This window comes from Streptomyces sp. NPDC056296, from assembly GCF_042268605.1.
Taxonomy (GTDB): Bacteria; Actinomycetota; Actinomycetes; order Streptomycetales; family Streptomycetaceae; genus Streptomyces.
In genome coordinates this window covers 19,514-28,569 of sequence record NZ_JBHJRX010000081.1, presented here as the reverse complement: position 1 = coordinate 28,569, position 9,056 = coordinate 19,514, and the positions used below count along the sequence as shown (strand labels likewise).

The window sequence follows — 9,056 nt, the reverse complement described above, 5'->3', positions numbered from 1 at the left end:
CGAGAACCACTACAAGGGCTGCACCCATATCACCAGCCGAAACGCCGCAAGTTGCACTGCCGATCGAACCCCTAACCGAACGGCATTGCCCCTAGCCCCCCACCAGCGCGGCCACCAGCCGGTTCATGGCCGGCCGCGGGTCGGGGGCGCCTGGCCAGCTGGTCATCAGCAGGTGGTGGGCGGTGCCGACGACGGCGAGGGCCACGGTGTGCGGGTCGGTCGTGAGCGGCAGCCGTCCGAGTTCTCGCTCGGCCTCCAGGTAGCCGGCTATCGCCTCCTGGATGGCGCCGAAGCCGGGGCCGCCGTCCTTCATGGCCTCGCGCACGCGCGCCGCGGCGGTCGGGCGTGTCATGGCCAGGCCCGACAGAGCGGGGCCGCCGCGGTCGAAGAGCGAGAGGGCGACGGCGTCGAGGTTCCCGGCCACCGTGCCCTGCCCCGCGAGCCCCGCCATCGCCCGCGCCTTCGCCGCCGTCCTGGCGAAGCGGTCGAGGCAGAGTTCGGCCACGAACTCGTCCAGCCCCGCGAAGTGCGTGTGCAGCAGCCCCTTGGCGCAGCCCGCCTCGGTGGTGACGGACCGGCTCGTGAGCGCGCCAGGTCCATCCCTCTCCACGATCCGTTCGGCGGCCGCGAACAGCCGCTCGCGCACGTCCGGCGTCGCCACTCCACGGGGTGACATGGGCCTCTCATCCTTCCGGCGTTCGGCGCCGCGGGCGGCGCGACCTCTCGGATCGTATGGGCATTGCCAGTTTGGGCGCACGCCCATACAGTTTGGGCGGACGCCCATTCTCCCTTCCGTCATCAGGAGACACTCGTGTCGGAGATCGTCAACACCGAGCAGGCACAGGCGTGGAACGGCCCCGAGGGCGCCCACTGGGCGCGCAACCAGGACCGGTGGAACGCCGTGAACGAAGGTTTCAACGAGCCGCTGCTCGACGCCGCCGGACTCACCGAGGGCCACCGGATGCTCGACCTCGGCTGCGGTTCCGGGCAGACCACGCGCCTCGCCGCCCTCCGGGCACCCCGGGGCGGCGCCCACGGCCTCGACCTGTCCGGCCCCATGCTGGCCGAGGCACGGTCCCGGGCGGCGCGGGAGGGCATCACCAACGCCACCTTCACGCAGGGCGACGCCCAGGCGCACCCCTTCGAGCCGGGCGCGTTCGACGCGGCGATCAGCCGCTACGGGGTGATGTTCTTCTCCGACCCCGAAGCGGCCTTCCGCAACATCGGCCGCGCGCTGCGACCCGGCGGCCGCCTGGCGTTCGTCTGCCCGGCCGAGCCCTCGCTCAACGGCTGGGTGACGGCCATGGCGGCCCTGCGCGAGACCCTCCCGCTCGGTGACTTCGACACCCCGGGGCTGCCCGGCATGTTCTCCCTGGCGTCCCCGGACCGGATCCGCGCCGTCCTCGCCGCGGCCGGATTCTCCGGCGTGGCCGTCGACCGGGTCGAGGCGTACGGGGCATGGGGGCACGGAGCTGACGACGCGGCGGAGTTCCTGCTGAACACCGGGCCCGGCCGGCATTTCCTGAGCCAGGTCGGCACACCGGAGCAGGTCCGCGCCCGCCACGCGCTCACCGACCATCTGCGCGCCCACGAGGCGGCCGACGGCACGGTCCGGCTGCGCAGCACCTCCTGGCTGGTCACGGCGGACCGCCCGACAGCCACCGCCTAGGAGCCGGGGGCCGTCCCGGCCGACCGGGAGAGCAGGTCCCGCAGCGTCGCGCAGGACCGGTCCCAGGTCCATTCCGTACGCACCCAGTCCCGCCCCTTCTCGCCCATCTCGCGGGCGAGCCCGGGGTTGCGCAGGAGCCGGATCAAGCGGTCCGCCGTCGCCGCCACCGAGCGGCCGTCGACGACATGCCCCGTCTCGCCGTCGCGCACGGCGTCCGGCGCGCCGCCCGAGTCGCCCGCCACGACCGGGAGTCCGGACGCGGCGGCCTCCAGGTAGACGATGCCCAGCCCTTCCACCTCCAGGCCGCGCCTGCGGGTACGGCAGGGCATCGCGAAGACATCGGCGGCGGCGTAGAACGGCGGGAGCGCGTGGTGGGGGTGGCCGCCGGCGAAGGCGACCGAGTCCAGTACCCCCTCGCGCAGGGCCAGTTGACGCAGTTCGGACGCGTACGGGCCGTCGCCGACCAGGAGCAGTACGGCGTCGGGGACCGCCCTGCGGACCCAGGGCAGCGCCCTGATCAAGGTGTCCTGGCCCTTGCGCGGGACCAGCCGGGCCGCGCAAAGGATCACCGGGCGGTGGCCGAGACCGTACCTGGTCCTGACCGGAGCGCCGTCCACGGCGGGATGGAACGCCGTGGTGTCGACGCCGGGGACCAGGCGAGCGGACCGGGTCCCCGGCGCGAGGGCCGCCTCGATGGGGCCCCGGGTGCTCGCGCCCAGCCAGGTCAGCGTGTCCACCTCCGTGCCGATGCGGCGCAGCAGGCCCCGTGCGCCGGGCGTACGGGCCCACCACACCTCGTGGCCGTGGGTGGTGGCGACGGCGGTACGGATGCCCGCCGTGCGCCGGAGCCGGCCCGCCATCAGTCCGAGGGGTGCCGCCGCGCCGAACCACACCCGGTCGCAGCGGTATCGGCGGGCCACGGACGCGGCGTGTGCGGCGACGCGGGGCGTGGGCAGGAGGGTGCGGGCCCGGTGGCGGATCAACCGGGTACGGGAACGGCTCGCCGGGTTCCGCGGAGGCCGCCGGTGCCTTCGGTGGTGCGGGTGCCGTCGGTGCCGAGGTGAACACGACCACCTCGTCGGGCGGGAAACGGTCGGCCAGTTCCCGGACGAAGGTCTCGATGCCGCCCTGCCCGGGCGGGAAGTCGTTCGTGACGATCAGGGTGCGGGCAGGGGAGTTACTCGTCATGCGAGGGCCTTCTGGACGGAGGGAACGGCAGTGGCGGCGTGGTGCGGTGCCCGGTAGGCCAATGCGCCCAGCACCAGCGGACAGACCAGGTAGCCGAAGCGCGTCGCCGGCATCAGCGCCGTCGCAAGGCCCAGGCCGAGCGCGAGTCGCCCGGCCGCCGCCCGTACCGTCGACGGAGGGCGCACCACCAGCGAGAGGGCGATCAGCAGCGCGCCGACCGAGAGGAGCACGACGGCGATCACCGTGCCGCCGGGGACGTACTCCGCGAGCAACCGCCCGGGCAGCGGACTCGCGGCGGGGGAGGCGGTGGCGGTCATGCCGAGCGGGAAGGCGACGACGTTTTGGTAGAAGCCGGCGGGGTCGGCGAGGGCGAAGGGCAGTACCGCCGCCGTCGCGGTGCACAGGCCCACGGCCGCGCACCGCAGCGCGGGCCGGCCACCCCGGCGTACGGCGATCAGGGCGAGCGCCACGGGAAGCGCGGGCCAGGCGGTCCACTTGAGGGCGGCGGCGGCCCCGAGTGCCAGGCCTGCCCGGCCCGGGCGCCCCTGCCCGGCGAGTGAGACGCCGAGGCACATCAGGCCGACCACCGGCAGATCGATCCCGCCCACCGCGAGGGGCAGCGCGATCAGCGGACAGGCGAGCAGCCAGGCGCGGTGCAGTCCGGCGGCGGCGAGAGACGCGACGAACGCGCCGCCCAGCCACCAGCGGGCATCCCCGGGCAGCACGCCGAAGAGCGCCGTCCCCGGCAGGTAGGGATTGAAGTCGGCCACGGCCACGGGGTCAGTGACGTACGGACCGCCGGTCGTGAGCAGCAACTGCCCCGACCGCTCGACGACGGCGACCTCCGACTGCCCGAGCCCCGCCGCCACCAGGCCGACGAGCGGCACCACGACGGCCCCGAGCACCGCGACCGCCCGGGCCGCGCGGAGCGGGACGGAGCCGTGTGTCAGGAGCGCCGCGACCGCGTATCCCGCACCCGCCGCCCATCCCCACGCCCGGTGCGGCCCCAGGTCGGACGCCATCGCGAACGCCGGCGCGACGACCGCGCACCCGGCCCACGCATACCGTTCGATGCGCCTGGCGGCGTACTTCGCGGCATGCTCCTCAAGGGTCTTCCTCATGTCCGTCGACGCTAGGAATCCGCAGACCGGAAGGCGTCAACCGAGGCTCCGCACCTGGGACTCAACCCGTGGTACGACATCCGCCCGCGGACTCGACCCGTGCGGTGACGCGCGCCTTCGCCCCGGCCGGGATCATGGGCGCATGAGTACGTCGCTTCAGCGGCGGTTCCGCGCCTGGATCGCCGCACCCGCCTACCCCTGGGCCACCGGCGGTGTCCTGACCGTCGGAGCGGTCACGGAGCTGATCGTCATCCCCGGGTCCGTGACGACCACGGTCGGGGTGCTGGTGTCCGCCGCCTCGCTGATGTGGCGGCGGTCCTTCCCGCCCGTCGCGGTGCTCACGGTCGCGGCGGGTCTCCTCGGGTTCGCCGGAGACGTCAACCTGTACCTCTCGATCATGGCGAGCGGACTGGTCGGTTGCTACTCGCTCGGCCGGCACCGGGTGCTGCACCCCGCCATGACCGTCGCGGGCGGCGCGCTCGGCGCCCTGTGCGTGAACCTGGTGCACATCAACACCTGGTCGCGGATGGAGCTGCCGGTGCCCGCGCTCTGGCAGAAGGGCTCACTCAGCCTGTTCGCCGAGTCGTTCCTGCTGACCGTGGTCATCTTCGGGGCCGTGATGATGGGCGACGCGGTCCGCTCCCGGGAGGAGACCCGCACCGAACGGCACCTGGCACAGGCTCAGTTGATCGCGATGGAGCGGCAGCAGGCCGCCGAGGCCGAGCGGGCCGCCATCGCCCGCGAACTGCACGACATCGTCTCGCACTCGGTGTCGATGATCGCCGTCCAGGCCGAAAGCGCCACGTACACCACCCCCGGACTCACTCCCGAAGGCCGCGAGGGCTTCCAGCAGATCGCCGCCACGGCCCGCTCCTCGATGGCGGAACTGCGCCGTCTCCTCGGCGTCCTGCGCACCTCCCAGGCCGACACGGCCCTCACCGCCCCGCAGCCGACCCTCGGCCACCTCGCCGAACTCGTGGAGCAGCACCGGGCGGTGGGCGGCGTGGCCGAACTGAAGGTCACCGGGGAGCGGGTGGCGCTGCCCGCCGCATGGGAGCTGTCCGCCTACCGGATCACCCAGGAGGCGCTGACCAACGCACGCAAGCACGCGCCCGGCGCCCGTACGGTGGTGGAGCTCGACTACGGCGCCGACCGGCTGCTCACGCTGCGCATCCGCGACGACGGACCCGCGCCGGGCGCCCGTCCGGACATGGGCTCCGACACGGGCACGGGCGCGGGCCACGGCCTGACCGGCATGCGGGAGCGGGCCGCGCTGGTCGGGGGCCGGCTCAGCGCGGGCGCGGGCCCGGACGGCGGATTCCTGGTGGAGGCGGAGCTCCCCTGGGGGACCGGGTGACACCCATGGAGCGGAAGAGGGAGACACACGTGATCAGGGCACTGGTCGCCGACGATCAGGCGGTCGTACGCACCGGCTTCGTGAACCTCCTGGGCACTCAGGAGGACATCGAGGTCGTCGGCGAGGCGGAGGACGGTGCACAGGCGGTGCGGATCGCCGGTGAGACCCGGCCCGACCTCGCGCTCCTCGACATCCGGATGCCGCACAAGAACGGTATCGAGGCGGCCCGCGAGATCCTGGCCGAGTCCGGCGGCGCGACGAAGGTCCTGATGCTGACGACCTTCGGGCTCGACGAGTACGTGTACGACGCGCTCGCGGCCGGGGCGGGCGGCTTCCTGCTCAAGGACGCCACCTTCCCCGAGCTGCTGCACGCGGTCCGGGTGGTGGCGGACGGCAATGCCCTGCTCTCGCCGGAGATCACCAAGCGGCTGATCGCCGAGTTCGTCCACGCGCGTGCGTCACGGCTGCCCGTCCACTCGGCGGCCGACCTCACGGCCCGGGAGACGGAGGTGCTGACGCTGATCGCGCGGGGTCTGTCCAACGCGGAGATCGCGGGCCGCCTCACCATCACCGATCACACGGTGAAGACCCACATCAACCGGCTGTTCGCCAAGCTGGAACTGCGTGACCGGGCCCAGGCCGTGATCGCCGCCTACGAACTGGGCCTGGTCCGGGCGGGCGGCGAGTCGGGGGCCCGGCACCGGTAGACGCGCGCCGGTACCGGGCCCCGTCCTCAGGCCGGCTTCCTCCGGACCCTCAGCCGGAGAAGCCGACGTGCGCGAGCCGCAGAGAGCCGCGCAGCCTGATGCGGAGATCGTGTACGCCCTCGGCGGTCATCTCGGCGCCGATCTCCACGTAGTCGTACGGTCCCGGCGTGGGCGCGTCCGGTGACAGCACCGCCGGCGCCGGGCCGCCGTCGAGGGCGATCTCCACGGTGCCCTCGACCCCCGCCACCGTCACGGTCACCCGGGTGATGCCGGGGCCGAAGTCGCAGTCTCGGTAGAGCAGTTCGCCTTCGCCGGCTGCCACCGGCGTCACCGCGTCACCCGTGGTCTTCGTCCGGTCGACGATCTCCGTGCCGCTCTGCTCGTCGAAGTCGGCGGCCGCCAGGCCGCGTTCGCGGACCGGGCGCGGGGCGTCGGGCTCGCCGTCGAGGGACACGGTCGTCGACAGGCGGACGTCCTCGCTGGAGGCACCCACCAGCAGGGCGTACGGGCCCGGCTCCAGCCGCCAACGGTCGTGCGCCACGTCCCAGAACGCGAAGGCGGACAGCGGGAGTGCGAAGGACACCTCCGCCGTGGCTCCCGGGGCCAGGGTGACGCGGCGGTGGGCCAGCAGCTCGCGGCGCGGGCGCGGGACCGACGGGGCCTCGGCGCGGACGTAGAGCTGGGCGACCTCGTCGGCGGTGACGTCTCCCGTGTTGGTGACCGTGAAGGACACGGACACCTCCCCGTCCGCCACCCGCGCCGCCAGGTCCGCGTACGAGAAGGACGCGTACGACAGGCCGTGCCCGAACGGGAACAGCGGCGTCCCCTCGAAGTACAGGTAGGTCTGGCGGCCGCCGATCACGTCGTAGTCGAGCAGGTCCGGCAGATCGGCGTCGTCCGCGTACCAGGTCTGCGGGAGCCGCCCGGCGGGGGAGACGTCCCCGGCGAGGACCCGGGCCAGCGCGGTGCCGGCCGCCTGGCCGCCGTGCGCGGTCCACAGCACCGCCGGGAGCGCGTCGGCGTCGACCGCGTACGGGTAGGCGGACACCAGCGTCAGCACCGTGTCCGGGTTGGCGGCGCGCGCCGCGCGCAGCAGGCGTTCCTGGTGGGCGGGCAGCCACAGCGTCGTACGGTCCTCGGTCTCCCGGCCGTTGATGTGCGGGTCGTTGCCCGCCATCACCACGACCACGTCCGCCTCCGCCGCCACCCGCGTCACCGCGTCCTCGCCGCGCTCGGTGACGACCACGTCGAAGACCTCGGGGGCCCCGTCGTCCAAGGGCGTGTCCGAGGCGGCAACCTTCACGCCGTCGGCGGCGACACGGACGTGACGACCCGTCCCCGTGTGCCGGAGGAGGTGCCCGTTCCCGTGGGGTTCCAGTCGGAACGTCTCCTGTACGACCCAGCCGCCGGGCTGGTCGGCGGAGGCGCGCAGGTAGCCGTCCTCGGCGACCGAGAGGTAGCGGCCGTCGGGTGCGCGCAGGGTGAGGACGCCCTCGCCCCAGTCGACGAGCGCGAGTTCGGTGCCGACGGCGTCGGTGGTGAGGGGCGGCAGGTCGGTGCGGCCGGCCAGCAGGGCCGGGTCGAGGGCGCCCTCGGTGCCGCGCGCTTCGTCGGGGGAGTCGTCCGACGGGAGCACGTGCAGGAACGTACCGGCGGCGGTCCTCAGCCGGACCCGGTCCACGCCCTCCGCGAAGCTCACGCGCTCGGCGCCGAACCGCTCGTACAGGCCCTCCAGAGGGGTGGAACGGTGGATGAGCGTGCCGCTGTACCAGTCGAGCTTGCACTCGTCGGCGAGCAGCCCGACGACCGCGACCCGGGTGCCGGGGGCCAGCGGCAGTACGCCGTCGTTCTTGAGCAGGACGACCGCCTGCTCGGCCGTCTCCAGCGCCAGCGCGCGGTGCTCCGGCGTGTCGAAGCCGGTGGCCGCGCTCTCCGGGGTGACGGCGTACGGGTCGTGCTCCGGGTCGAACTCGCCGAGCCGGAAACGGACCGACAGCTGCCGGCGCACGGCCGCGTCGATGTCGGCCTCGGTCAGCAGGCCCTGTTCGAGGGCGCCCCGGACACGGGCGACGATCTTCGAGGAGTCCGTGCCGTGGTCGGTGAAGCTGTCCACCCCGGCCCGCAGCGCGGCGGCGGTCGCCTCCTCGTGGGTGTCGAAGTAGTGCTCGGAGTCGACCAGGTTGGAGGGGGCGCCCGCGTCCGAGCAGACCAGGAGGTCGTCCTCCGTCCAGGCGCGCAGCTGCCGGTTCAGGTACGGGGAGACGTGGTTGGGGCGGCCGTTGACCAGGTTGTACGCCGGCATCACCCCGGCCACCGCGCCCGCCTCGACCGTTTCGCGGAAGGCGCGCAGGTCGTACTCGTTGAGGACGCGGGGGCGGACGGACGCCGAGGACGTGTCCCGGTCGGTCTCGTTGTTGTGCGCGAGCCAGTGCTTGAGGACGGGCGCGGTGCGCCAGTACGTCGGATGTTCGCCGCGCAGGCCGCGGGTGTAGGCGGTGGCGATGGCCGAGGTGAGCTTCGGGTCCTCGGAGTAGCCCTCCTCGTTCCGGCCCCACAGGGGGTGGCGGAGCAGGTTCACGGTCGGGGACCAGACGTTGAGGCCGACGCGGTCGTCGCGGGCGCGCATCGCCCGCGCCTCCCTGGACACCGCCTCGCCGACCCGGCGCACCAGGTCCTCGTTCCAGGTGGCGCCGAGCCCCACGGCCTGCGGGAACACGGTCGCCGGGCCCATCCAGGCCACGCCGTGCAGCGCCTCCTGGCCGGTGCGGAAGGCGGCGATGCCGAGCCGTTCGACGGCGGGCGCGAACTGGTGCAGGAACCCGGTCCTCTCGTCGAGCGTGAGCCGCGACATCAGGTCGTCGACGCGCTTCGCGAACGGCAGACGCGGATCACGGAAAGGTGGCGTGGGCGGCGTGGGTGCGGTCACGTGGAGTTCCCCTTGCGATGGAGCGGCCAGGCGCTTTCGAAGCGCTTCGATGCTCAGTCGGTCCGGGGACGGGTGTCAAGCCACTTCC

Annotated in this window: 6 protein-coding genes and 1 pseudogene; 3 read left to right on the top strand and 4 right to left on the bottom strand. The window is 73.7% G+C overall.

The window, feature by feature from the left end; translation table 11 throughout:
* Positions 1-91 precede the first annotated feature (91 nt).
* Positions 92-676 carry a TetR/AcrR family transcriptional regulator gene (locus tag ACFCZF_RS37285; RefSeq protein WP_376675435.1) on the bottom strand — a complete coding sequence of 195 codons (585 nt, stop codon included), beginning with the start codon at positions 674-676 and terminating at the stop codon, positions 92-94.
* A 135-nt stretch (positions 677-811) separates the two neighbouring features.
* On the opposite strand from ACFCZF_RS37285, the gene ACFCZF_RS37280 reads away from it, so the two are divergent.
* Positions 812-1,669: a class I SAM-dependent methyltransferase gene (locus tag ACFCZF_RS37280; RefSeq protein ID WP_376675434.1), complete on the top strand. Its 858-nt coding sequence runs from the start codon at positions 812-814 to the stop codon at positions 1,667-1,669.
* On the opposite strand, the pseudogene ACFCZF_RS37275 reads toward ACFCZF_RS37280, so the two are convergent.
* Both ACFCZF_RS37275 and ACFCZF_RS37270 read right to left on the bottom strand, forming a co-directional pair.
* Positions 1,666-2,857 (bottom strand): annotated as a pseudogene (locus ACFCZF_RS37275) (glycosyltransferase family 4 protein). The gene ACFCZF_RS37280 and the pseudogene ACFCZF_RS37275 overlap by 4 nt on opposite strands.
* Positions 2,854-3,978 (bottom strand): glycosyltransferase 87 family protein, encoded by a 1,125-nt coding sequence (locus tag ACFCZF_RS37270; RefSeq protein ID WP_376675433.1) that lies wholly within the window; start codon positions 3,976-3,978, stop codon positions 2,854-2,856. Before ACFCZF_RS37270 ends, ACFCZF_RS37275 begins: the two are co-directional and overlap by 4 nt.
* Before the next feature lie 142 nt (positions 3,979-4,120).
* Between ACFCZF_RS37270 and ACFCZF_RS37265 the strand changes: the two genes are divergently transcribed.
* The gene (locus ACFCZF_RS37265; protein WP_376675432.1) at positions 4,121-5,335 is read left to right on the top strand and encodes a sensor histidine kinase; all 1,215 of its coding nucleotides are present in this window, start codon (positions 4,121-4,123) and stop codon (positions 5,333-5,335) included.
* Between the two features lie 5 nt (positions 5,336-5,340).
* Positions 5,341-6,042: a response regulator gene (locus ACFCZF_RS37260; protein WP_376675431.1), complete on the top strand. Its 702-nt coding sequence runs from the start codon at positions 5,341-5,343 to the stop codon at positions 6,040-6,042.
* Positions 6,043-6,091: 49 nt separating this feature from the next.
* Here ACFCZF_RS37260 and ACFCZF_RS37255 read toward each other — a convergent pair whose 3' ends face one another.
* Positions 6,092-8,968 (bottom strand): glycoside hydrolase family 3 C-terminal domain-containing protein, encoded by a 2,877-nt coding sequence (locus tag ACFCZF_RS37255; RefSeq protein ID WP_376675430.1) that lies wholly within the window; start codon positions 8,966-8,968, stop codon positions 6,092-6,094.
* Positions 8,969-9,056: the final 88 nt, after the last annotated feature.